The sequence below is a fragment of the Listeria grayi DSM 20601 genome, from assembly GCF_000148995.1.
In the GTDB taxonomy this organism is placed as follows: domain Bacteria; phylum Bacillota; class Bacilli; order Lactobacillales; family Listeriaceae; genus Listeria; species Listeria grayi.
Map to the genome: position 1 here is coordinate 943,718 of NZ_GL538352.1, position 21,316 is coordinate 965,033.

A 21,316-nucleotide genomic window follows, 5' to 3' on the forward strand; every position below is an offset into this window, starting at 1 on the left:
CCCTTATTTTGAACGCTTATAAAATGGCGTTGGTATAATTTTCGCCTTCAATTTTTTAGCACGTATTCCTATCACTAATTCTTCGCCTTCTTGTGCATAGTCGCTTTCAATCAATGCTAGGGCAATATTTTTATCTAAGCTAGGAGATGGTCCCCCAGAAGTAATCTCACCTATTTCTTTTTCACCAGCTGCATCATAAACTGGATAGCCATGGCGTGCGATCCCCCGATCAATCATTTCGATCCCGACTGATTTACGCTTTAAGCCGTCATTTTTTTGTTTTATTAAGGCTTCTTTACCAATAAAGTCTGCTTCTTTCTGCAATTTTACAGCAAAGGAGAGCCCTGCTTCTAATGGTGAAATGTTTTGCGATAGTTCTTGGCCATATAGCGCCAAAACTGCTTCTAAACGAAGGGTGTCACGCGCACCAAGACCAATCGGTTTTGCTCCTTTCGCAACAAGTGCTTCCCAAACAGAAATCGCATCTTCATTATTCAAATAGATCTCAAAGCCATCCTCGCCTGTATATCCACTTTTAGAAAGCAGTACCTGACAGCCGAATAACTCTACATTTTCTTGAAAACCAAAGAACGGGATCTTAGCGATGTCAATAGATACTTCTTTTTGCAACAGTTCTGCCGCTTTTGGTCCTTGTAATGCCAGTTGAGAGATTTCCCCAGACCGGTTTTTTAACTCAGCTCCAATTCCGTTATTCCCAATCATCCATTCCCAATCTTTCGAAATGTTGGCTGCATTCACAACTGCTAAGAACTTATCTTCTGCAAGGCGATAGACAACGAGATCGTCCACTGTCCCGCCATCGGGATAACACATAATCGTATACTGCGCTCTCCCTATTGCTAATTTTTCAATATTGTTTGTCAATAAATGCTGTAAAAAAGCAACACTTTTTTCTCCTGAAATCTCGATCTCTCCCATATGAGAAACATCAAAAAGTCCTACTTCATTTCTCACAGCTAAATGTTCGTCTTTAATGCTTGTAAATTGAACTGGCAGATCCCATCCGCCAAAATCAATTGTTTTCCCCCCGTATTTCGCATAAATAGGAAATAACGGTGTTTGTTTGCGCTCACTCATTCATGATCCCCCCTAAAAGTTTCCATAAGAAAAAGGCTTATGTATAGAAAATAAGCCCTGTCGAAAACCTCCAGAGTTGCGTCCAATAATCATCCTTTTGCCTGAGAGTTTCACACTATCGTGCTTTCCCCGTCGGCGCTGTTACAAACAGTCTCTCTGATTATCTTCATCCGCCAATATGTAGTATGTTTTGCCTCTAAATATAGAGTACCACGTCTCGCATCGTTCGGCAATTGTTTCCTCATACCTATTTTATCGCTTTTTTCTAGCAATTGGTTCGCTTTGTAAGGGGTTTAATTGGCATTTTATGAATATATCGTACGGTTTAAAATGAAACGCTTTTTAAAACTTTTTTATTTTTATTTTCTGTTTTTTCAACTTTAATTTTGTTTTTTTAAAGCATATCCCGATAAAACGAGTCTCTCCTAAATAAATCAACATAATATCTTGGTTTTATTCAAAAAGGAATTTTGCTATCAAAGGAGAAAATAATAAGCAAGGAGGCATGATTATGTGGGAAGAATTAATTACCTTTATTATTCAAGCAGCGCTCGCCTACCAGGCAAGTGATATCCATCTCCAATTAAATGGTCAACGCTATTCCGTACAATTACGAATACACGGTGAGCTTACTACGCTAGTGACCCTATCTAAACCAGATGCCAAGCAGTTGATTGCTCATTTTAAATTCCAATCCGGTATGGAGATTGGGGAAGCAAAACTTCCTCAAACCGGAATATATAAAATGCAGTTAGCAGAACAAGAAGTATTGTTGCGGATCTCAATCATTCCAGACTATCGTTTCTATGAGTCGGCAGTTATGCGGATTTTCACCCACAAAAAAGCCATTTCTTTCGGAAATTCTTCCATTTTTGCGCATCAGCCCAATCTCATTTCAACACTATGCACTGATAAAGTTGGCTTGTATATATTTGCCGGGAGCACAGGAAGCGGAAAGACTACATCAATGTATAGCCTTATCCGTCAGATTGTTTCTGATAAAAAATCTACAAAAGTTATTACGATTGAAGATCCTGTGGAACAATTTTGTCCGGATTACTTGCAGATAAACACCAATGAGAAAACCGGTTTAAATTACGAAACTGCCATTAAAGCAACATTAAGACACGATCCCGACTTATTGATAATAGGAGAGATAAGAGATTTAAATACCGCAAGAATGGCTTTTCGTGCCGCTTTGACTGGGCAACTTGTTATTACCACGCTCCATGCTAATAATCGTTACGGAATTATTCTACGTCTCTTAGAGCTAGGTATCACGCAACAAGAAATCGGGCAGGTCTTATTAGGAGTAAGCTATCAAAAGATATACGCTCTTTTTTGTCCACTTTGTAATGGAAAGTGTCATCGCCTTTGTAATCACTATCCAAATAAACAAACCGTCCTCTATGAATGCTTAACGAACAAAGAAATCCAAGACTTCATTGGAAATGGATTTCAGCAATATGAGCAAGGTTCTCTAAAATTCACCTACCAGAAGGGAGTTACATATGGCTATCTTTCGTAAAATCAGCTGGAAAACAGGTGGAGATTTCTTGATTCGGATAGCCAAATTATTGGAACAAGGACTGCCATTAGAAACAGCAATCAGTTTTTTGAGTATAACTTTACCAAAAGAAAGAGCACGATTTCAATATATAATCGCGGAATTGCGAGCTGGCAAGGAATTTGCTGTTTCATTGAAAAACGCCTCGTTCCCTGACTTTATTTGTGCACAGATTTTTTATTCTAATCGGCACGGCTACTTTATCACTACATTGCGCGAAACTGGTGAGCATATGCTCAGAAAAGCGGATGAATTAAAGAAGCTTAGAAAAACATTTCAATATCCTGTGATTCTTTGCGTGACGCTCTCCACTGTCTTTATTCTTTTACGCTTATTCTTGCTGCCAAAATTCGACCTGCTTTTTAATCAACTTCAAAAGCAGGATATAGCTACAACTTCTCTCCTCTATTTTTTATTAGAAAAACTGCCACTTCTAATTGGAGTTATCATGTTTATATCCGCATTACTGATTACATTTTTATTTTTTCAACAAAAACGAAAAAGTTATTTAGACAAAATCACTCTCTTATCACACATACCTATATTGAAACGCTTTATTCAAGCACAGCATTCCCAAATATTCGCAAGAGAAATCGGCTACTTGAGCAAATGCGGATTATCACTTCATGATATCTTAGCTGTTTTTACAGAAACCCATTCCCCACTATTTCTACAGCAATTATCGCAGTCGTTAAAAAAAGCGCTTGATTCCGGTGTTCCGATTCATATTGTGTGCAGTCAATTTTTATTTTTCGAAAAAGAACTGATCTATATCATTCAGCATGGCGAAACTAATGGGAAACTTGCAGAAGAATTATTATTTTATTATAAGCACAGTCAAGAAAATAGCACTCGCCGACTAGAACGCCTTTTCACATACATCCAGCCGAGCATATTTTTACTGATAGGAACATTCATTGTTCTAACTTATTTGGCAATTCTTTTTCCAATGTTCAGCTTAGTAGATCAACTTTAGAGGAGTGATACAATGAAACATAAAAAAATAAATGGTTTTACGCTAGTGGAGATGCTGATTGTTCTGTTAGTTGTAAGTGTGCTTCTTTTATTAATGCTTCCAAATATCGTTAACCAAAGTAAATCGATCAATAATAAAGGCTGCAAAGCATTAGTTACTATGTTAGAGGGACAAGTACAGACCTATAAGCTAGAAAAAAATAAAGTTCCCTCTCTCAGCGAACTTGTACAAGGAGGATACATTAAGGATGAACAACAAACATGTCCTAACGGGAACAATATCATCATTGACAAAGACGGCCGCGTGTCGACAACCTCTTAATAAGAATGGTTTTACTCTAATAGAAACTTTGCTTGTTTTAGCAGTAGTAAGTATCATTTTTATTTGTTCCTTTTTCCCTGCCGCAGATTTACTGGCAAGATTGGCAGAAAAAGAATTAATCAGCGAGATCCGGAGCACTATCATTTATACGCAACTTTACGCGCTTTCTTCAAAGGAAGATGCAACCATAATCTTTGATAATAAAGCAAATTGTTTTTCTGCCTCAGGCAAACAAACCACTTTAAACACTATCGCCCTGTCCCCACACTTAAAACTCACCGCCAATAATGCTGTTTCTATGAAGTTCTCTGGTCAAAATGGAAATATCAACAAGTTTGGCAGCATAAAGCTTCACGGCCATAATCGGGAATATCGCTTTATCTTCCAGATCGGGAAAGGACGATTTAGAATTGAAGAAAAATAATGGTTTCTTACTTTTGGAAAGTTTATTCTCTCTTTTCTTACTAACAACCTTCCTAACACTATTTCTATCTTTCTCCATCCATACCGTTAATAAGCTCAGCGATCAAAAACAAAGCACTTATCTCTATCAGCAGTTATACGAGCATAGTTTACTGCTCCCTCAAAAATCATTTAAGTCGGTAGAACTGCAAATCACTAGCGAACAAATAGAAAAGGAGCTGGTGCTTTGTGCAGCAACACCCACTAAGAAAATCTGTACAAAATAAAAAAGCAAATGGCTTCACCTTTCTCGAAGCACTACTTGCTCTTTTGATCACAGCTCTATTACTATCTTTCTATCCGCTTATTCACCATCTATTCGAACGGGTCGTACAACAATCGGAATTAGATCTAACTGCCCAATGGGAATTATTTTTGCAACAATCTCAAAAAGACATGCAGTTTTATAAAAAGATCGAAGTGAAAGAGAATCAATTATTCATTACGCAGCCTGATAATAAAATTATTCAATATAATTTACACAAAACGACATTTCGCAAGCAATCAGAAGGAAAAGGCCATGAACCTTTGTTGCTGGATGTGCAAGCCATCTATTTTCAACATATTGATAATTATTTACTCTTAAAAATCACCATGACTAACGGAAAGGAACGATTGACACGCTATCACACCCCATTAAGAAAGGAAGGAAGCTAATGAAAGTAAATGGTTTTTCTTTGCCACTAACGCTCTTTTTACTTCTTCTATTGCTAATTGCTTTTCAGGGCACTGCTCAACTATTTCAAATTCAATATCGCACCGAGAAAATAATCCAAAAACAGTACCAAGCAAAAAGCCATTTACGACTTGGCTTAGAAAACCATCAAAAACAGCTTTCCACTGGCACCACAAATTTCACTGTAGAGTATGCCAAAAATATTATCCGATGTCAGCTAGAAGAAAGTACCGAACAGTATTATACTTTCCAGGCTATCGTGAAACTCCCAAAAGAACAGTCCGTTAATTTAACCTTTTATTGGGATAAAAACAAAAAAGTTATTCACTTTTGATTAAAATTTATCGCTATCTTTTTCTAAGATTTGATATACCTTATTTGTCTTCAGATCTATTACTTTCCCATAATCATACCCATATAAAACGAGATGCTTATCCTCATTTGACAATAAAGGAGCATTATCCATTAGGTCAAGCAACTTCCGGTGCTTCCCTGTCTTAGGATCCACTTGTACCAATTGATATTCTTCCAATCCATTTTTCATTTTTCCGTTCTCATAGGGTGTAAAAGTCAAGAAAAGATCGGAGGTGAAATTGATATCAAAATAAGGAACAAAACTCCCTGCCTCGTCATAGGTACGAGGTGGTTTATATTCACTCAATGTTTCAAAACCAATATTTTTAAAATCATAAAGCAATCGCTTATCATCACTAAAATTACTAATAGTGACCAAGCTCGATTTATTACTAGCAAATTCCAACACATTTTCGGCAATCAAATTTTTGATAGATGTATCTCGGATGTCTTGTAGATATAGGTCCCCCTCATCTTCTTGTTGTTTTTTGCTATTATATAGAACAAGATTATCCGTATACCAGGTTAAAAAAGGCGACCCTGCATAAATATGTTTTGTTAGATTAGAATTATAGTCCCATAAAAAGGCCTTAAATCCCCAGTTTTGGTCGTAATTTATCAATAAGATTTTGTTCGGCGACTCCGCATTCCAAATAAAAGTATTGTTTGTTGGTTTTAATTCCTTGGAAGCCATCTCTTTTTTACTATGAATATCAATAATACGGATAGTAGACGTCTCTTTATTAGCAGAATCATAAATCAATAGAGCACTTTTATCAGGGCTGATTTTAACATCTGCAACTAAGTTCTTTGTTTGATAAATTTGCTCCTGTTTTCCCGTATAGAGCTGATACGTGTATAGTTTTGTAGTATTCTTCTCACTTGTTTGTATCAGTACAGTGCTATTAGATAACCAACCAATAACTCGCTTAAAGTTCACATTATTCGTCTTAAAAGATTGTATTCTTTTTTCTTTTTTTGGTAACGAAGGCTTCGGTTTCTCTCTTTCCTTGGAACACCCGCTAACAAAAAACAATGTACAACTGCATACAACAAGCGTAAGTAATAGCCATTTCTTCTTCATTGCTTACGCCCCCCATTTTGATGCTATTCTTTTTTACCCGTCAGAAGAGGAAATAAAACAAAAAAAGGCGGCAATAGCCTTGTAACGCTATCACCGCTTTTTGAAAATTTTATTCTTTAGGTAATACAAGCCAACCTGCCCCAATAACGCCGGCATCATTTCCTTTTGTTGCGATGGACAATTTTGTCGACTCAAGTACAGTTGGGAAAACCATGCTTTCATAATATTCTCTAACTGGTCCTAAGAGTGCATCGCCAGCAGCAGATACACCGCCGCCAATAACGATCATTTCAGGATTTAACATGTTGCCGATATGGCTAAGAGCTAATCCTAGATAGAAAGAGATTTGATCAATGACTTTTTTGGCTAATTCATCGCCTTCAGAAGCATATTCAAATACTAATTTAGAAGTAATCTTTTCTTCGCTCTCAATACTTTGCTTTAGTTTAGAATCGTCAGCAAATTCTTTGGCCATATCTTTTGCGACGCGCACGATTCCTGTGGCGGATGCTACTGTTTCTAGGCAACCCGTTTTTCCGCAAGTACATTGGTAACCATTATGGGCTTCCACTGTTATATGACCTACTTCACCAGCAGCACCACGAACACCATGCAAAATCTGATTTTCAGCAAAGATTCCTCCACCTACGCCTGTACCTAATGTAACAAAAACGACATTCTCGCCGCCTTCTCCAGCGCCTTTCCAACGTTCACCCAGCGCCGCCACATTCGCATCATTATCAAGCAGTACATGTAGTCCAGTTAATTTTGACAAATCTTCTGTTACATTTTGCTCTTCGGCCCAGCCAAGATTATAGGCACCTTTAACAGTACCCGTTTCATAATTGACAGTTCCAGGTGTTCCCATCCCGATTCCGTAAATGGAATCCTTGGCAATATCAGCTTCAGAAAGTGCTTTATTGATGCTTTCCCCAATATTTTTTACGATATTTTCGCCGCCATTATCGATATTGGTATCTACTGTCCATTTCTTTTCGATATCACCGTCTTTTGTCAAAATAGCTATTTTAGCTGTTGTTCCACCCAAGTCGACTCCAATGATTTTTTTGTCCATACCACTATTCTCCTTTTAATGAATGTTTTATATGATTGTTTTGCTTTTTCTCTTTTAACAATTCTTGTTTCAAAATACCACGTGCTGTACCATAAAGATCTCGATCGAGAATATTATGTTTAAAAAGTTCTGTCAGTTCAAACTCCATCATTTCGATATCATATTCTCTTTTTCCGAGATAAACGATGATACCATGTTTTTTTAATAATTGAGCTACATCATAAACCGTTCGCATTGGCATTGCCTCATTTTTCAGTATTTTTTAAGCTTTCATAATAGGATTTATAGATATCGTTATCAGCAAGTTGATTTGCGCGTTTTGCTTCGCGTAATGCTGCTTTTCGGTTACCTGTTTCTAAATAGTGGAGCGACAACAAGTAATGGCTATTTGGCATTTCTGGATTCAGCTCAATGGATTTTTTCGCATAAATCCCGAGTGACTCTAAATTCTTTTCATGTTGGGCAATAGCACCAGCAAACACATACGTATATTCATCTGCACTGTTGCTGCTGATCAATGTATTAATTAGTCTATCTGCTTTCTTATACTCGCCTTTATTAAGGTCGTCTTGGATAACAGCATTGCTCAGGGCTGGATCATATGGCTTTGTACCATTTTGATAGCCTGCATAAAGAAATAGCCCGATCAGTACCAAAGAACTCAGGCTATATAACGCCCGCTTCCAGTTGAAATATTGATTTGGCAAGGAAATACTGCCGGCGATCAAGAATCCACCTACTAAGCCGCCGATATGGCCCATCATATCGATCTCAGCTGAAAACAACCCGATCAAAATGTTTACCACGACAAGTGTTGCAACATTGGTACCAATTGTTTTGGCATAAAGGTTGGGTTTTAAAACAACTAAATAAAGCAAGGCTCCAAAGACTGCAAATACAGATGTACTTGCGCCAACAGATAAATGGTTATTTAATACAAAACTAGCAAGGTTCCCTGCAAAACCGCCGATCAACAAAATTAGAGCAAAACGCCATTTCCCATAGATTTTTTCAGCCCAAGGTCCAACGATATAGAGCATTACTGCATTTGCGGCAATGTGCATCCAACCATTGTGAAGAAACATCGGCGTGATGAGTCGCCACCACTCTCCAGCATATATGAGAGGATTGAATTTACCGCCCCATTTGATTAAATTAAAGGAATTAGTGGAACCGCCTGTAAATGTTAAAACAAGGAACATCAGCACGAGTAAGCCGATAAAGGTATATGTCACATAAGGCTTCTCTTTCCGTGCTTGATGCTGTTCCTCTTGAACACGCATCGTAATATAATTGATAACTTGTGTTCTTGCCTCTTCTACCATTTCTTCTGTAATAGTTTCAGGAATCGCGAGCTGTTCTTTTGGTATTCCTAATTTCTCAGCGAAGTCAGTTAATTGCTGGTCGGTGTTCTCTTGGGTTATCAAAATATTTTCAGCAGTTACTTTTTTATTTTTTGATTGCACTTGTGTATGAAATAATTCTCCCGTATCACCGTGTGGTGGAAAAGGTGTAATATATACATTAAATAATGAGATCTTGGGTTTGCCTAATTGTTTTCGGATATTGTCTGCAATACGGAGCGTTTGAAAAACATCTCGATTTGCAGCGTTTGCCCAGCTAAGCTCTTTCATTTGCATCCTAATAATCGGGCGCGTCTTTTTAGTAGGATTATCCAACCATAATTCTTGGCTTTCTTCATGTAAATGAATCAAACGATAATTTTCACTAGTTAAAAAATAATTTGTTAGATGCCAAAAAATATATTGATCTTGGAAGCTCAAAAAATTACCTGCTTTCTTATATTATTGCTACTTTACCTATTAATACTATACGCAAAAAAAACAGGCTTGTAAACTTTCATCTACTGATTTTCTCTTATTAAAAAGGTTACAGGAATATCATGAGCTTCCGGTTGAAAAGAATGGTATTGCTCATCTAAACACAAAGATATGCTAGTCCCTTGATAATCTGCCAGAAAACGGTCATAAAATCCCCCACCAAAACCAATGCGGTAGTTTTCGGCGTTAAAAACAACTCCTGGTACCACAACGAGATCAATATCTGTTGGGGAGACTGTTTCAGCTGTTTCAAGTGGTTCTAGCAAGCTAAGTTTCTTTTTTTCTAAAGCATCATTTTCGCTATATTTTTTAAAAATCATTTCTTTTGTGGCGTTGTATGTTCTTGGCAACACGATTTGTTTTCCTTCTTGTAGCGCTTTCAAAATAATAGCTTCTGTCGCAATTTCGGGATGTCTCGCTAGGGTCGTTGCAATTGTCTGTGCTTCTTTCCATTCTTCCGTGGCGAAGAGTTGCCCGACTAAATGTAAACTGCGCGTTCTATGTAGATGCCTGTCGATTTTATGCAGCTCTTCTAAAACGGAATTTCTTATTTCTTGTTTTTCGCTCATCATTATCTCCTTCTACAAAAAAACAACAGGCTGGTTCTCCTGTTGCTTACTTTGTTTCGCGGTGTAATGTTACACGACGTAATCTTGGACAATATTTTTTAAGTTCAATACGTTCCGGATTTTCACGTTTATTTTTAGTAGTGATATAATTACGATCGCCACACTCTGTGCATTCTAATGTGATATTGACACGCATGCTTTTCCCCTCCAACTCTGACTGTATATATTATTCAACCTGTATTATAATATCATTTTTATTGCGTTCATGCAAGAACTCTATAACTTTCTTTTCAATTTTTTTATAAATTAGATTTCAGATAGCGTTTTCTACTGATTTATGCTATAACTATTATTAGGGTTTAAGGAAGAGAGGTGTAAATAAAAATGACTTCCGTAATCATTATTTTGTTGGTAGCAGCTGTTCTCTTTTTCATTCTATCATTCTTCCAAAAGAACGAGAACAAACATATAGATGACAAGATAGATGAAATTGCTGGCCAATGGATGTTTGAGAATTTTGAACTCAGAAAAAGAGTAACTGATTTAGAAAAGGCGCTTAAATTGGAATCACAAGAAGAAATTATTCCTGATAAGACGCCAATCACTCCAAGTGTTCGTGAATTATTAAAAAAACAAGTTATTACCTTGTATACTTCTGGCGTGATTGCTTCTGAAATCGCTGAACAATCCGAGCTTTCTAAGCAAGAAGTAGATGAGATTATAGAAGAATATTTGCGGCATTGATAGTAAAAGATAAATATTAAAAAGGAGGATCCTTGCGTGAAAAAAAATCTACAAATGCTAGCATTGGGTTTTTTGATTTCTGCTTTGCTACTGTTTGTCTATGTGCAGTTCTTCTCTACAGATACGCAAGCCAATCAAAAGAAAGATACTGCTAATAGTACAGAAGTTAAAAAATGGAAACAAAAATATTCGGATTTATTAGCAAAACAAGAGCTTGAAAAAACGAAACAAGCTGAAGATTCTGCTAAAAAAGAAGAAGAACAAAAACAAGCGGATGCTAAAAAGCAAGATGCGTCAAAAAAAGAACAAGCTGAAAAAAATAAAGTGAAAAAATATACCCTTAGAATTGCCAAAGGTGACCCTTCTTCTAAAGCTGGAGAAGTTTTGGAAAGTGAAGGAATCATCAAGAGTGCTAAGGATTTCGATAAATTCTTGCGTAAAAATGACTATGAAAAATATGTTCGCGATGGTAAATATAAACTATCCAGTGATATGAGTTATGAAAAAATCGCGAAGATCTTAGCGCATAAAAATTAATTAAAAGCTGCCAATGAGCACGGAGTATTCCGTTTGTTGGCAGCTTTTATTATGGTTTTCATTGTCGAAACAAACATTATAAAAAAGCCTGCATGAGCGTAATTGTTTCATGCAGGCTTTTTTACATTTATTTCGATTCTTTTTTATAAGGAGGCTTTTTCGTAAATGGTTTACTGTCTGATTTTGTTTCTTCGCCTTCTTTTTTCTCGATCAATGCTTTTCTGGAAAGATTGACGCGACCTTGGTGATCGACTTCAATGACTTTAACTTTGACTTCGTCGCCGAGTTTCAAGATGTCTTCCACTTTTCCGACACGTTCGTGAGCTAATTCAGAGATGTGAACGAGGCCATCTGTCCCTTTGAAGAGTTCAACGAAAGCTCCGAATTTTTCAATACGGCGGACTTTACCGGTGTAGATTTCGCCTACTTCTACTTCGCGGACGATATCTTCAATGATTTGGATGGCTTTTTTGTTCATTTCTTCATCTTGAGAAGCTACATATACTGTACCGTCTTGTTCGATATCGATTTTCACGCCAGTTTCATCAATGATATTATTGATTTGTTTACCACCTGGTCCGATAACATCTTTGATTTTTTCTGGTTTAATAGATAGTGTAACGATTTTCGGTGCATATGGTGACAATGTTTCACGAGGGCCGGCGATTGTCGCATTTAAATGCTCGAGGATGTGCAAACGACCTTCTTTTGCTTGTTCCAATGCTTCGTGCAGGATCTGACGGCTTAGACCATCAATTTTGATATCCATTTGCAAGGCGGTAATACCATCTTTTGTCCCAGCAACTTTAAAGTCCATGTCGCCGAAGTGATCTTCCATCCCTTGGATGTCTGTCAAGATCGTATAGTCATCACCAAGTTTTACAAGTCCCATTGCGATACCTGCTACTGGTGCTTTGATCGGAACACCCGCGTCCATCATTGCCAGTGTAGAGCCACAAATACTTGCTTGCGAGCTTGAACCGTTTGATTCCAATACTTCGGATACTAAACGGATCGTATACGGGAATTCCTCTTCGGAAGGAATAACGTATTGAAGTGCGCGTTCTCCTAAAGCTCCGTGACCAATCTCACGACGTCCTGGTGCTCGTCTTGGTCCTGTTTCCCCTACGCTGAATTGCGGGAAGTTATAATGGTGCATAAAGCGTTTATATTCTTCTGTACCGAGTCCGTCGATGATTTGATGTTCGCGTAACGGTGCCAAGGTACAAATACTAAGCGCTTGGGTTTGTCCGCGAGTAAATAGACCGGAGCCGTGGACACGTGGAAGCAGACCGGTTTCGGAAGATAATGGTCTGATTTCATTTACTTTACGGCCGTCGGGGCGGATTTTGTCTTGAGAGATCAAACGACGCATCTCGTCTTTTTCGATCATTTCAAGAATGTGAGCTACTTCAGCAAGAACAGCAGCTTCATCCTCTAATTCTTTTGCTTTATAAGTTTCTAAAATTTCTTCTTTGACGTCTTCGATTGCTGCTTCGCGTGCTTTTTTCTCTTCTGTTTTGATAGCAGTCTTCATTTTAGCTTCGCTCGCTGCTTTGACTTCTGCTTCAAGTTCTGGATCGCTGACAAAAAGTTCGATTTCACGTTTTTCTTTACCGACTGCTTGAACGATTTCTTCTTGGAATTTGCATAGACGTTTGATTTCTTCATGTCCAAACATGATCGCTTCTAGCATTGCTTCTTCGGAAACTTCTTTTGCACCAGCTTCTACCATGTTGATTGCTTCGTATGTTCCGGCAACTGTTAAATTGATATCGCTTTTCTCAAATTGTTCTGGGGTCGGATTGATCACGTATTTCCCGTCAATCAAACCAACATCAACGCCTGCGATCGGACCATCAAATGGAATATCGGAAATGCATAAGGCGATAGATGATCCAAGCATAGCAGCCATTTCTGGTGAGCAATCTTGATCCACACTGAAAACTGTAGAAGTGATTTGTACTTCGTTACGGAAGCCTTCTGCAAATAATGGACGGATCGGGCGGTCGATCAAGCGTGCCGTCAATGTTGCTTTGTCGCTTGGACGTCCTTCACGTTTTAAAAATCCGCCTGGTACTTTACCAACGGAATACATTTTTTCTTCATAATTGACTGTAAGTGGAAAAAAATCGCCCGGTCTTGGTTTTTTAGAACCTACTGCTGCTGTTAAAACAACAGTGTCGCCGTAGCGGACAAGTGCTGCGCCGCTTGCTTGTTTTGCTAGTTGTCCTACTTCGATAGACAGTTTCTGACCTGCCCATTCTGTACTGAAAACTTGTTTTTCGTTTGTCATTTTTACGCTCCTTTAGGAAACGCATGGCTCACGGTCTAAACTTTATCTTGCATAATATGCTTCACGCACACCTTCATTCAAAGGCACACATAAATCCAAAAACCTAAGTCAAATTGCTTTGGGTCACGTTTTTGGATTCATGCGATAAAGTTTATCTGCCTGTGCCAGCTTTCCGATGATTTTAAAAAAAAGCGGGACATATCATCCCGCTTTTGGTTGGTTTTTATCGACGTAAACCTAAACGCCCAATAAGTTCGCGGTAACGTTGAACATCTTTTTTACGCAGATAAGTAAGTAAGTTACGACGGTGACCTACCATTTTCATTAATCCGCGGTAAGAATGATGATCTTTTTTGTGTACACGAACGTGGTCATTCAAACTATTGATTTCTGCAGTTAATACAGCGATTTGGACTTCTGGAGAACCAGTGTCTGTATCGTGTACACGGTATTCAGCAATAATTTCGTTTTTACGTTCTTTTGTTAATGCCATTCTTTCCACCTCCTTCTATTCTATCCCCATATACTGAGCTAAGCGTTGGTGATTCGCAGATCAGCCAAGTATAGGTTCATTTCGTACAGGTTTAAAGATACACTATTTGCTGCTTAAAAGCAAGTCTTAATCTCTGTTTACTTGTTTTTTTGGAAATATTCGCGAGTATCTTGTTCGTCTTTTTCCAATTGTTTGATCAAGCCTTCCATTCCGCTAAATTTTAGCTCTGGGCGGAAATATTGGAACCATTCGATTTCTACCTCTTCGCCATATATCTCACGGTTGAAATCAAGGATGTAGACTTCGATCGATAAGGATTGATCATCTTTGAATGTAATATTATAGCCGATACTTGCCATGCCAAGATGCGTTTCGTTGCCGATCTTGAATTTAACTGCATAAACGCCTAGTTTGGGAATGAGATAGTCTTCTTCCACTAAAATATTTGCCGTTGGAAATCCGATCGTGCGACCGCGTTTATCACCATGAATAACGGTTCCTTTAGTTGTATAAGGTTCGCCTAGCAGTTTGTTTGCTTCTTCCATGCTACCTTCTTCAATTGCTTGACGGATCGCAGTCGAACTGATTTTCTGATTGTCTGCTTCTTGCTTATCAACGATCGTAACTTGCAGTTTGTTTTCTGCATAAGTTTCCATATCTGCCATTTTTCCGGCTCCAAGGCGGCCGTAGGTGTAGTCAAATCCGGCTACGATATGCACAGCGCCGAGCGGAAGTAAGTATTTTTGAACGAAATCTTTTGGTTCGAGTTCGGAAAATTTCGTAGTGAAGCGGACGACGTAAAAATAATCCACGCCCATTGCTTCTACTTTGCGAGCTTTTTCTTCGATTGGTGTAAGGTATTTCGCCTTATTCCGCTTTTTACTCAGTACAACAGAAGGATGCGGATCAAACGTCAATACGGCTGTTTTGATTCCTGCTGCATCTGCAATACTTTTTGCGGAACGAATAACAGCTTGGTGGCCAAGATGCACACCGTCGAAGAAACCTAGCGCGATGACTTTTGGTTCTTGTTCTACTTGAATCGTATTAGGTTCATGCAAATAAATCGTTTCCATAGCTTGCTTTCACATTCCTTTATTTTAATTTAAATTTCCTGGCCGTAGTTCGATGACTTTCTCGGGTTTCCAACATGCGGCTTTTTCAGGATGTGGTTTATAGATCGCCACGAGCTTTCCTTCATGGAAAACGGCTACACGAGCTTCGTTATTAACCGCAGCGAATAAATATTCTGGCATCACTTTGCCGTTTAGGATCTCACTATGAACGGCTGCATTTACTTCTATACGGGGCATTTCTGCGATTCCCTTTTCAAGTGGGAGCAGAAAATGCTGATCCTCTGCTTTCATCATTGCTTCGATCTCGGCTAGTCGGAAGCAGTGTTCGGTTTCAAAGTAGCCGCTGCGGGTTCTTTTTAAGGCAGACATATGGGCCGGATAGCCAAGTATCTCGCCGATCATGACGGCAAGGGTACGGATATAAGTGCCTTTCCCACAACTGATCTCAATAGTAAAAGTAGGCGCTTCTGCTGTAATCGATTGCGGGGCGTCTAAGCGTTTGATGGCGTGGATCTGTACTTTGCGTACGGGCCGGTCCACCGTCTCCCCATTGCGTGCATATTCATAAAGTTTTCTGCCATTCACTTTAACCGCAGAATACATTGGTGGTACTTGTGCGATCTCGCCTTCTAACTGATGGATCGCTTCTTCTATTTGCTCGGCGGATATCTCGGAGACGGCCTTTTCTGCAATGATTTCTCCCGAGGCATCTTCTGTCGTTGTTGCTGTGCCGATAGAAACATCGGCGATATAGGTTTTTCCTTCTGCTGTCACATATTCTGCCAGCTTGGTGGCCCGACCAATGCAGATCGGTAAGACGCCAGCCACGTCAGGATCCAATGTGCCTGTGTGTCCGACTTTTTTAGTGTGTAGTATCTTTCGCAGTCGAAAAACACAATCATGACTTGTCATTCCCGGCTCTTTCCACAAGGGGATAATGCCTTCCATACCCTTTTCCTCCATTCTGGATCATTCATGACGCAAAGAAAGGACAGAGCAAGTGCTGCTCTATCCTTAGTGGTTTTATTCCCCTTTATGAAGATCGCGTAGCAATTCATCGATACGATTACCGTATTCGATCGAACCATCTAGTGCAAACTGCAATTCAGGAACTTTGCGAAGGCGGATTCGGCTGCCGATCTCGGAACGAATAAAACCATGTGCTTTTTCCAAAGCTAATAATGTGTTTTCACGTTCTTTTTCTTCTCCTAAGACGGAAATGTAGATCGTTGCTTGCTGTAAATCACCCGTGATCTCTACATCCGTGATCGTTACGAATCCAAGTCTTGGGTCTTTGAGTTTGCGGTTCAAAATATCCCCAAGTTCTTTCTTCATTTGTTCAGCTATTCGATTAGCTCTTACGTTCATTACCTTTCACCTCGTTTATATATGCTCCATATGCGTATTTGTTCGTTCCCATTCCGGGAAAGAATCGAGGAAATCAAGTACCTGGTAAGCCTCTTTTTCTGACTGAGTGGAGGTGCCAGAAATAATCACAAAACTTATTTCTGTGCGTTGCCATTTATCTTGAAATCCTGTCTCCGCGATCGAAGCATTAAATTTCTGCTTCGTGCGGGACAGAATTCGCTGTAAAATTGCTCGTTTTTCTTTCAAATTTTGAGGGGTACTCAGAAAAAATTCTGCCTCAACGTGATAGATCATTTTCTTTCGATTTCTTCCATTACAAATGCTTCGATCGTATCGTCTTCTTTAATATCATTGAAGTTCTCGATAGTGATCCCACATTCGTAGCCATTTGCTACTTCTTTGGCATCATCTTTGAAACGTTTTAATGTCGATAGCTCGCCTTCAAAAACGACGATGCCGTCACGGATCAAGCGAACGCCGCTGTCACGCGTGATTTTTCCGTCTGTTACGAAACAGCCGGCGATCGTACCAACTTTAGATACGTTGAAAGTTTGACGAACAAGTGCTTGACCAATGATTTTTTCCTCAAATTCTGGATCAAGCATACCTTTCATCGCTGCTTCGATTTCTTCGATGGCTTTATAGATAACGCGGTGAGTTCGGATATCTACGCTTTCACTGTTGGCTGCTTCGCGTGCTTGTGGCGTTGGACGAACGTTGAACCCGATTACAATCGCATTCGATGCAGCTGCCAGCGTAATGTCTGATTCATTGATCGCACCAACGGCAGTATGAATGATCTTGACGTTGACACCTTCTACTTCGATTTTACGAAGGGAGGCTGCTAATGCTTCTACCGAACCTTGTACATCCGCTTTGATGATAACATTGACTTCCTTCATTTCGCCAGCTTTCATGTGTTCAAACAGGTTATCCAAGCTTACGCGGTTAGTCGCTGAACGTTGTGCGACCAATGCACGGCTCGCACGAGTTTCCCCAACACTGCGGGCTGTTTTTTCATCTTCAAAGACAACAAAACGATCGCCGGCTTGTGGAACTTCGTTAAGCCCTGTGATTTCCACTGGTGTGCTTGGACCAACACGTTTTACGCGGCGTCCCAAGTCATTTACCATCGCACGAACACGTCCGAAAGCATTTCCGACAACGATTGGATCCCCGATGTTGAGCGTACCGTCTTGAACAAGCAAGGTCGCTACAGGGCCTTTCCCTTTGTCGAGTTCTGCTTCGATGACTGTGCCGATTGCATGGCGTTCTGGGTTTGCTTTTAATTCTTCTACTTCAGATACAAGCAGGATCATATCTAACAAGTTATCCAAGCCTTCTCCGAATTTTGCAGAGATCGGAGCGAAAATCGTATCGCCGCCCCATGCTTCTGGAACTAATTCATATTCTGTTAATTCTTGCATCACGCGGTCTGGATTTGCTTGTGGTTTATCGATCTTATTGACTGCAACAATGATTGGCATCCCAGCTGCTTTCGCATGGTTGATCGCTTCGATCGTTTGTGGCATAACACCATCGTCGGCAGCCACGACTAAGATCGTAATATCTGTGATTTGCGCACCACGTGCACGCATTGCCGTAAATGCAGCATGTCCTGGTGTATCAAGGAAAGTGATTTTCTTGCCACTTACGTCTAATTGATAAGCACCGATATGTTGCGTGATACCGCCTGCTTCGCCAAGCGTCACTTTGGTATTTCTTAGTGAATCCAGTAGTGTCGTTTTACCATGGTCAACGTGTCCCATGATCGTAACAACTGGTGGACGTTCAACTAATTTAGAAGTATCGATTTCTTCATTTTCGTTTTCAAAGAATACATCTAGATCGGTAATATCGATTTTGATTTCTTCTTCTACTTCTACACCGTAATCGGCACAGATAAGTTCGATCGCATCTTTATCCAGACTTTGATTGATCGTCGCTACGATACCAAGCATGAATAATTTTTTTACGATTTCTGAAGGCTCGCGGTATAATTTTTTCGCAAGTTCAGCAACAGTCAAGGATTCGCTGAAAACGATCTTTGCTGGTAATTCTTTTGGTTTTGGCGGTGTAGGCGCTACTGTACTGTAGTTTACTTTACCTTTTTTCTTAGTGTTTTTTCCTTTGTTACGGAAATTGTTGTTGCGATTACCACCGGATTGACCGCGTTTATTGTTGAAATTGGATTTATTGTTGTTGTTTCCGGCTGGTTTTTTATTTTCTTGTTTAGCAGCAGGACGTTGTGCCGTATTTGTGCTTGTTGGCGTTGTCGTGCTTGGTTTATTTGCTGGTTTTGAAGTTCCTGTATTTTTAGAATTCGTCATATTTGGTTTGTCTTGCCCCTTACTTTTACCTGCTTCTGTAGTTGGTTGTTTCTTCTCAGATGTCGTCGGTTTATTGGATTGTTTAAACGTATTGTCTAGCTGTCTCAGCGCGTTCTCATTGATCATTGACATATGATTCGCGACCTCGATACCTAGACCTTTAAGTGTTTCGATTACTTTCTTGCTAGATACTTGATTATTTTTTGCATATTCATATACGCGTACTTTACTCATGTCTTACACCTCCGCGATAGATTTCAACCGAGTAATGCGACTAATTGTTTCGCAAATCCTTTATCAAGCACTGCAATGATAGCGCGCGACTCTTTGCCAATGGCACCTCCTAACTCTTCTCTGGTACCGACTTTCAGCAAGGTCACATTGTAGTACTTACATTTATTTTGGATTGTTTTCTCGGTCTTTTCAGATATATCTTCTGAAATGATAACAAGTTTAGCCTGCTCATTTCTGATTGCCTTTAATGTTAGCTCCTCACCAGTAGTGAGTTTTCTAGCTCGATTAGCAAGTCCTAGTAATGAAAGAAATTTCTTAGTCATTTTCGTTACCTGCGATTTTCTTTACATATTCAATGAGTTCATCATAGAAGCCAGGCTGTTCAGGAATTCTCAACTGATGAAAAACACTGTTTTTTGCTTTCGCCTTTTCACAGACTCCTACATCTTTTTTGATATAAAAACCTCGTCCTGGCGCTTTGCCGGTTGGATCGATTGTTAGCTCTCCATCTTTTGTGTACGCGATTCGAAGCAGTTCACCTTTTGGCAACCGTTCATTTGTGACGATACACTTCCGAAGTGGTATTTTTTTACTTCGCATGACAATTTTCTCCTTTTATTCTTGTTCTTCCGGTTCTTCTTCTACTTCTAATTCTTCAGCAGCTTCGCGTGGGAAGATACCCAGTTCTCTAGCAACAGTTTCGCTCTTGATATCGATTTTCCAACCAGTCAATTTTGCTGCTAAACGAGCATTTTGACCGCGTTTCCCAATTGCAAGCGATAATTGATAATCAGGAACGACAACTGTCGTCGCTTGATCTGCTTCATTCACGATAACATCTAGTACTTTAGAAGGGCTAAGTGCATTGGCCACAAATGTGAATGGATCTTCTGACCACTCCACGATGTCGATTTTTTCGCCTTTTAGTTCATCGACGATCGCTTGGACACGTGCACCTTTTGGTCCAACGCATGCCCCAACCGGGTCGATTTCTTTATTTGCTGTATAAACAGAGATCTTTGAACGATCCCCTGCTTCTCGTGCTACAGACTTGATCTCAACGGAGCCTTCATAAATTTCAGGTACTTCCATTTCAAATAAGCGTTTCAATAATCCCGGATGCGTACGTGAAACAAAGATTTGCGGGCCTTTTGTTGTTTTTTCTACTTTCGTCAAGTAAACCTTGATACGATCATGTGCGCGGTATGTTTCATTCGGCATTTGTTCATTTTGAGATAAGATCGCTTCGATTTTCCCTAAGTTTACATAGATAAAGCGGGAATCTTGACGTTCTACGATCCCTGTCATGATATCGTCTTCACGGTCGATGAATTCATCGTAGATAATGCCGCGTTCTGCTTCGCGAACACGTTGCGTTACAACTTGTTTTGCCGTTTGCGCGGCGATCCGGCCAAAATCTTTCGGCGTTACTTCTAATTCTACCACGTCCCCGACATTATAAACGGGATTGATTTTTTGCGCTTCTTCTGGTGAAATTTCTAAGCGGGAATCGAATACTTGATCGACAACGTCTTTTCTAGCTAAAACGCGGATCGAGCCATTTTCCATGTTTAAATCGACACGAACGTTCTCTGCTTTATCAAAGTTGCGTTTATAAGCAGACACAAGTGCTGCTTCGATCGCATCTACTAAAACCTCGCGCGAAATCCCCTTATCATTTTCTAATACGTAGAGAGCTTCCATAAGTTCTGAGCTCATTTTTTCCACTCCTTATCTCGATTTTAAAATTGAATTGCAAGTCTTGCTTTCGCCACTTTTTCTTTTGGCACTTTGCATGTCAGTGTGCGCGTCTTATCTTTTACAGTAATTGTGAGATATTCGCCGTCATAAGCTTCCAGCGTACCTTCCCACATCTTGCGTGAGTCGATTGGTTCATAGCTGGTTACGTGAACATACTTGCCGACTGCATTTTCAAAGTCTTTTTCTTTTTTCAATGGTCGTTCCGCTCCTGGTGAAGAAACTTCAAGAAAATAATTCTCCGAGATTGGATCTTGTTCGTCCATTTTTTCACTTAGCTTTTCACTAACCGCAGCACATTCATCGATATCGATCCCGCCTGGTCTATCTACAAATACACGTAGAAACCAATTTTTACCTTCTTTTTCATAAGCGATATCTACTAACTCTACACCTAGTTCCTCTGTGATCGGTAAGACGATTGCTTCGACTTGGTCGGTGACTTTACTCATACCTG

General features: G+C 39.6%; 27 protein-coding genes and 1 riboswitch. Of the genes, 9 read left to right on the top strand and 18 right to left on the bottom strand.

The window, feature by feature from the left end; translation table 11 throughout:
* Positions 1-3: 3 nt before the first annotated feature.
* Complete coding sequence (gene gcvT / locus HMPREF0556_RS04730; protein ID WP_003756052.1) at positions 4-1,098, bottom strand: glycine cleavage system aminomethyltransferase GcvT; 1,095 nt, start codon at positions 1,096-1,098, stop codon at positions 4-6.
* A gap of 79 nt (positions 1,099-1,177) precedes the next feature.
* Positions 1,178-1,268, bottom strand: a riboswitch (glycine riboswitch).
* Between the two features lie 341 nt (positions 1,269-1,609).
* Here gcvT and comGA point away from each other — a divergent pair.
* The 7 genes from comGA to HMPREF0556_RS04760 are packed head-to-tail and all read left to right on the top strand — an operon-like array spanning position 1,610 to position 5,434.
* Positions 1,610-2,626 (top strand): competence type IV pilus ATPase ComGA, encoded by a 1,017-nt coding sequence (gene comGA, locus HMPREF0556_RS04735; protein WP_040486479.1) that lies wholly within the window; start codon positions 1,610-1,612, stop codon positions 2,624-2,626.
* Positions 2,610-3,641, top strand: coding sequence for a competence type IV pilus assembly protein ComGB (gene comGB, locus HMPREF0556_RS04740; protein WP_003756056.1), 1,032 nt, complete (start codon positions 2,610-2,612; stop codon positions 3,639-3,641). Before comGA ends, comGB begins: the two co-directional genes overlap by 17 nt.
* A 12-nt stretch (positions 3,642-3,653) precedes the next feature.
* Positions 3,654-3,962 carry a competence type IV pilus major pilin ComGC gene (gene comGC, locus HMPREF0556_RS04745; RefSeq protein ID WP_003756059.1) on the top strand — a complete coding sequence of 103 codons (309 nt, stop codon included), beginning with the start codon at positions 3,654-3,656 and terminating at the stop codon, positions 3,960-3,962.
* Positions 3,889-4,386, top strand: a complete 498-nt coding sequence (gene comGD / locus HMPREF0556_RS04750) for a competence type IV pilus minor pilin ComGD (RefSeq protein ID WP_077904782.1) — start codon at positions 3,889-3,891, stop codon at positions 4,384-4,386. The genes comGC and comGD overlap by 74 nt, the downstream gene beginning before the upstream one ends.
* Positions 4,373-4,651 (top strand): hypothetical protein, encoded by a 279-nt coding sequence (locus HMPREF0556_RS13310; protein WP_003756060.1) that lies wholly within the window; start codon positions 4,373-4,375, stop codon positions 4,649-4,651. The genes comGD and HMPREF0556_RS13310 overlap by 14 nt, the downstream gene beginning before the upstream one ends.
* Complete coding sequence (gene comGF / locus HMPREF0556_RS04755; protein WP_003756062.1) at positions 4,614-5,081, top strand: competence type IV pilus minor pilin ComGF; 468 nt, start codon at positions 4,614-4,616, stop codon at positions 5,079-5,081. Before HMPREF0556_RS13310 ends, comGF begins: the two co-directional genes overlap by 38 nt.
* A complete protein-coding gene (locus HMPREF0556_RS04760; protein ID WP_003756066.1) occupies positions 5,081-5,434 on the top strand; it encodes a hypothetical protein in 354 nt (117 codons plus the stop codon). Before comGF ends, HMPREF0556_RS04760 begins: the two co-directional genes overlap by 1 nt.
* Here the strand turns inward: HMPREF0556_RS04760 and HMPREF0556_RS04765 are convergent, their stop codons facing one another.
* The 6 genes from HMPREF0556_RS04765 to rpmG form a co-directional block, all read right to left on the bottom strand.
* Positions 5,435-6,538 carry a YqgU-like beta propeller domain-containing protein gene (locus HMPREF0556_RS04765; RefSeq protein WP_003756067.1) on the bottom strand — a complete coding sequence of 368 codons (1,104 nt, stop codon included), beginning with the start codon at positions 6,536-6,538 and terminating at the stop codon, positions 5,435-5,437.
* A 109-nt stretch (positions 6,539-6,647) separates the two neighbouring features.
* Entirely contained in the window at positions 6,648-7,613 is a 966-nt protein-coding gene (locus HMPREF0556_RS04770; protein ID WP_003756069.1) for an ROK family glucokinase, read from the bottom strand.
* A 4-nt stretch (positions 7,614-7,617) separates the two neighbouring features.
* On the bottom strand, positions 7,618-7,848 hold the full coding sequence (locus HMPREF0556_RS04775; RefSeq protein ID WP_036104282.1) for a YqgQ family protein: 231 nt from the start codon (positions 7,846-7,848) through the stop codon (positions 7,618-7,620).
* Between the two features lie 10 nt (positions 7,849-7,858).
* A complete protein-coding gene (locus HMPREF0556_RS04780) occupies positions 7,859-9,397 on the bottom strand; it encodes a rhomboid family protein (RefSeq protein WP_003756073.1) in 1,539 nt (512 codons plus the stop codon).
* An 80-nt stretch (positions 9,398-9,477) separates the two neighbouring features.
* Positions 9,478-10,023, bottom strand: a complete 546-nt coding sequence (locus tag HMPREF0556_RS04785) for a 5-formyltetrahydrofolate cyclo-ligase (protein ID WP_040486481.1) — start codon at positions 10,021-10,023, stop codon at positions 9,478-9,480.
* 46 nt (positions 10,024-10,069) lie between these two features.
* Positions 10,070-10,219 carry a 50S ribosomal protein L33 gene (gene rpmG, locus HMPREF0556_RS04790; protein WP_003719608.1) on the bottom strand — a complete coding sequence of 50 codons (150 nt, stop codon included), beginning with the start codon at positions 10,217-10,219 and terminating at the stop codon, positions 10,070-10,072.
* Between the two features lie 188 nt (positions 10,220-10,407).
* On the opposite strand from rpmG, the gene HMPREF0556_RS04795 reads away from it, so the two are divergent.
* Together HMPREF0556_RS04795 and HMPREF0556_RS04800 are read left to right on the top strand one after the other, a co-directional pair.
* Entirely contained in the window at positions 10,408-10,767 is a 360-nt protein-coding gene (locus HMPREF0556_RS04795; RefSeq protein ID WP_003756077.1) for a hypothetical protein, read from the top strand.
* Between the two features lie 36 nt (positions 10,768-10,803).
* A complete protein-coding gene (locus HMPREF0556_RS04800; protein WP_003756079.1) occupies positions 10,804-11,304 on the top strand; it encodes an endolytic transglycosylase MltG in 501 nt (166 codons plus the stop codon).
* A gap of 127 nt (positions 11,305-11,431) precedes the next feature.
* On the opposite strand, the gene pnp is transcribed toward HMPREF0556_RS04800, so the two are convergent.
* The 11 genes from pnp to rimP all read right to left on the bottom strand — a co-directional run bounded on the left by pnp (position 11,432) and on the right by rimP (position 21,311).
* Positions 11,432-13,600 carry a polyribonucleotide nucleotidyltransferase gene (pnp, locus tag HMPREF0556_RS04805; protein ID WP_003756082.1) on the bottom strand — a complete coding sequence of 723 codons (2,169 nt, stop codon included), beginning with the start codon at positions 13,598-13,600 and terminating at the stop codon, positions 11,432-11,434.
* Positions 13,601-13,823: 223 nt separating this feature from the next.
* Positions 13,824-14,093 (bottom strand): 30S ribosomal protein S15, encoded by a 270-nt coding sequence (gene rpsO / locus HMPREF0556_RS04810; protein ID WP_003756084.1) that lies wholly within the window; start codon positions 14,091-14,093, stop codon positions 13,824-13,826.
* A 137-nt stretch (positions 14,094-14,230) separates the two neighbouring features.
* Complete coding sequence (locus HMPREF0556_RS04815; protein WP_003756085.1) at positions 14,231-15,169, bottom strand: bifunctional riboflavin kinase/FAD synthetase; 939 nt, start codon at positions 15,167-15,169, stop codon at positions 14,231-14,233.
* Positions 15,170-15,193: 24 nt separating this feature from the next.
* Complete coding sequence (gene truB, locus HMPREF0556_RS04820) at positions 15,194-16,117, bottom strand: tRNA pseudouridine(55) synthase TruB (protein WP_040486482.1); 924 nt, start codon at positions 16,115-16,117, stop codon at positions 15,194-15,196.
* Between the two features lie 75 nt (positions 16,118-16,192).
* Entirely contained in the window at positions 16,193-16,537 is a 345-nt protein-coding gene (gene rbfA, locus HMPREF0556_RS04825; RefSeq protein WP_003756088.1) for a 30S ribosome-binding factor RbfA, read from the bottom strand.
* A 15-nt stretch (positions 16,538-16,552) separates the two neighbouring features.
* Positions 16,553-16,831: a DUF503 domain-containing protein gene (locus tag HMPREF0556_RS04830; protein ID WP_003756090.1), complete on the bottom strand. Its 279-nt coding sequence runs from the start codon at positions 16,829-16,831 to the stop codon at positions 16,553-16,555.
* Entirely contained in the window at positions 16,828-19,101 is a 2,274-nt protein-coding gene (gene infB / locus HMPREF0556_RS04835) for a translation initiation factor IF-2 (protein ID WP_003756092.1), read from the bottom strand. The genes HMPREF0556_RS04830 and infB overlap by 4 nt, the downstream gene beginning before the upstream one ends.
* 23 nt (positions 19,102-19,124) lie before the next feature.
* Positions 19,125-19,424: a YlxQ family RNA-binding protein gene (locus HMPREF0556_RS04840; protein ID WP_003756093.1), complete on the bottom strand. Its 300-nt coding sequence runs from the start codon at positions 19,422-19,424 to the stop codon at positions 19,125-19,127.
* On the bottom strand, positions 19,417-19,701 hold the full coding sequence (gene rnpM, locus HMPREF0556_RS04845) for an RNase P modulator RnpM (RefSeq protein ID WP_003756095.1): 285 nt from the start codon (positions 19,699-19,701) through the stop codon (positions 19,417-19,419). Before rnpM ends, HMPREF0556_RS04840 begins: the two co-directional genes overlap by 8 nt.
* Positions 19,702-19,716: 15 nt before the next feature.
* Positions 19,717-20,820, bottom strand: a complete 1,104-nt coding sequence (gene nusA / locus HMPREF0556_RS04850; RefSeq protein WP_003756096.1) for a transcription termination factor NusA — start codon at positions 20,818-20,820, stop codon at positions 19,717-19,719.
* A gap of 23 nt (positions 20,821-20,843) precedes the next feature.
* The gene (rimP, locus tag HMPREF0556_RS04855) at positions 20,844-21,311 is read right to left on the bottom strand and encodes a ribosome maturation factor RimP (protein ID WP_003756098.1); all 468 of its coding nucleotides are present in this window, start codon (positions 21,309-21,311) and stop codon (positions 20,844-20,846) included.
* Positions 21,312-21,316 lie beyond the last annotated feature (5 nt).

Bases quoted from the DNA above. Each gene is read 5' to 3' on its own strand.
- gcvT (WP_003756052.1), bottom strand. From the start codon at position 1,098: ATGAGTGAGCGCAAACAAACACCGTTATTTCCTATTTATGCGAAATAC.
- comGA (WP_040486479.1), top strand. From the start codon at position 1,610: ATGTGGGAAGAATTAATTACCTTTATTATTCAAGCAGCGCTCGCCTAC.
- comGB (WP_003756056.1), top strand. From the start codon at position 2,610: ATGGCTATCTTTCGTAAAATCAGCTGGAAAACAGGTGGAGATTTCTTG.
- comGC (WP_003756059.1), top strand. From the start codon at position 3,654: ATGAAACATAAAAAAATAAATGGTTTTACGCTAGTGGAGATGCTGATT.
- comGD (WP_077904782.1), top strand. From the start codon at position 3,889: ATGAACAACAAACATGTCCTAACGGGAACAATATCATCATTGACAAAG.
- HMPREF0556_RS04760 (WP_003756066.1), top strand. From the start codon at position 5,081: ATGAAAGTAAATGGTTTTTCTTTGCCACTAACGCTCTTTTTACTTCTT.
- HMPREF0556_RS04765 (WP_003756067.1), bottom strand. From the start codon at position 6,538: ATGAAGAAGAAATGGCTATTACTTACGCTTGTTGTATGCAGTTGTACA.
- HMPREF0556_RS04770 (WP_003756069.1), bottom strand. From the start codon at position 7,613: ATGGACAAAAAAATCATTGGAGTCGACTTGGGTGGAACAACAGCTAAA.
- HMPREF0556_RS04775 (WP_036104282.1), bottom strand. From the start codon at position 7,848: ATGCGAACGGTTTATGATGTAGCTCAATTATTAAAAAAACATGGTATC.
- HMPREF0556_RS04785 (WP_040486481.1), bottom strand. From the start codon at position 10,023: ATGAGCGAAAAACAAGAAATAAGAAATTCCGTTTTAGAAGAGCTGCAT.
- rpmG (WP_003719608.1), bottom strand. From the start codon at position 10,219: ATGCGTGTCAATATCACATTAGAATGCACAGAGTGTGGCGATCGTAAT.
- HMPREF0556_RS04795 (WP_003756077.1), top strand. From the start codon at position 10,408: ATGACTTCCGTAATCATTATTTTGTTGGTAGCAGCTGTTCTCTTTTTC.
- pnp (WP_003756082.1), bottom strand. From the start codon at position 13,600: ATGACAAACGAAAAACAAGTTTTCAGTACAGAATGGGCAGGTCAGAAA.
- rpsO (WP_003756084.1), bottom strand. From the start codon at position 14,093: ATGGCATTAACAAAAGAACGTAAAAACGAAATTATTGCTGAATACCGT.
- HMPREF0556_RS04815 (WP_003756085.1), bottom strand. From the start codon at position 15,169: ATGGAAACGATTTATTTGCATGAACCTAATACGATTCAAGTAGAACAA.
- truB (WP_040486482.1), bottom strand. From the start codon at position 16,117: ATGGAAGGCATTATCCCCTTGTGGAAAGAGCCGGGAATGACAAGTCAT.
- rbfA (WP_003756088.1), bottom strand. From the start codon at position 16,537: ATGAACGTAAGAGCTAATCGAATAGCTGAACAAATGAAGAAAGAACTT.
- HMPREF0556_RS04830 (WP_003756090.1), bottom strand. From the start codon at position 16,831: ATGATCTATCACGTTGAGGCAGAATTTTTTCTGAGTACCCCTCAAAAT.
- infB (WP_003756092.1), bottom strand. From the start codon at position 19,101: ATGAGTAAAGTACGCGTATATGAATATGCAAAAAATAATCAAGTATCT.
- HMPREF0556_RS04840 (WP_003756093.1), bottom strand. From the start codon at position 19,424: ATGACTAAGAAATTTCTTTCATTACTAGGACTTGCTAATCGAGCTAGA.
- rnpM (WP_003756095.1), bottom strand. From the start codon at position 19,701: ATGCGAAGTAAAAAAATACCACTTCGGAAGTGTATCGTCACAAATGAA.
- nusA (WP_003756096.1), bottom strand. From the start codon at position 20,820: ATGAGCTCAGAACTTATGGAAGCTCTCTACGTATTAGAAAATGATAAG.
- rimP (WP_003756098.1), bottom strand. From the start codon at position 21,311: ATGAGTAAAGTCACCGACCAAGTCGAAGCAATCGTCTTACCGATCACA.